The 247-nt window shown below is 68.8% G+C and carries 1 protein-coding gene; it reads right to left on the reverse strand.

What is annotated here, in order from left to right; translation table 11 throughout:
- Positions 1–247 (reverse strand): condensation domain-containing protein (locus ADL29_RS14785; RefSeq protein ID WP_157878495.1); only part of this gene is annotated, 247 nt, incomplete at both ends.

Raw genomic sequence — 247 nt, forward strand, 5'->3', positions numbered from 1 at the left:
ATCCCTGAACAGGGGCTCCAGCGACCAGCCGTCCATCGCGATGTGATGCATGGCCAGGAGGAGTACGTGGTCCTGCGGTCCCAGCTCGAAGAGCCAGGCACGCAGCGGTAGTTCGGAGGCCAGATCGAATCCCCGGCCCGCGGCAGTCGCCAGCTCCTTCGCCAGGCCGGCCTCGGTCACCGGCACCACGTTCAGCGGGACGTCGACCTCTTCCGGCTCCAGAACCCGCTGCCAGGGGATGCCGCCC

This window comes from Streptomyces chattanoogensis (assembly GCF_001294335.1).
GTDB lineage: Bacteria > Actinomycetota > Actinomycetes > Streptomycetales > Streptomycetaceae > Streptomyces > Streptomyces chattanoogensis.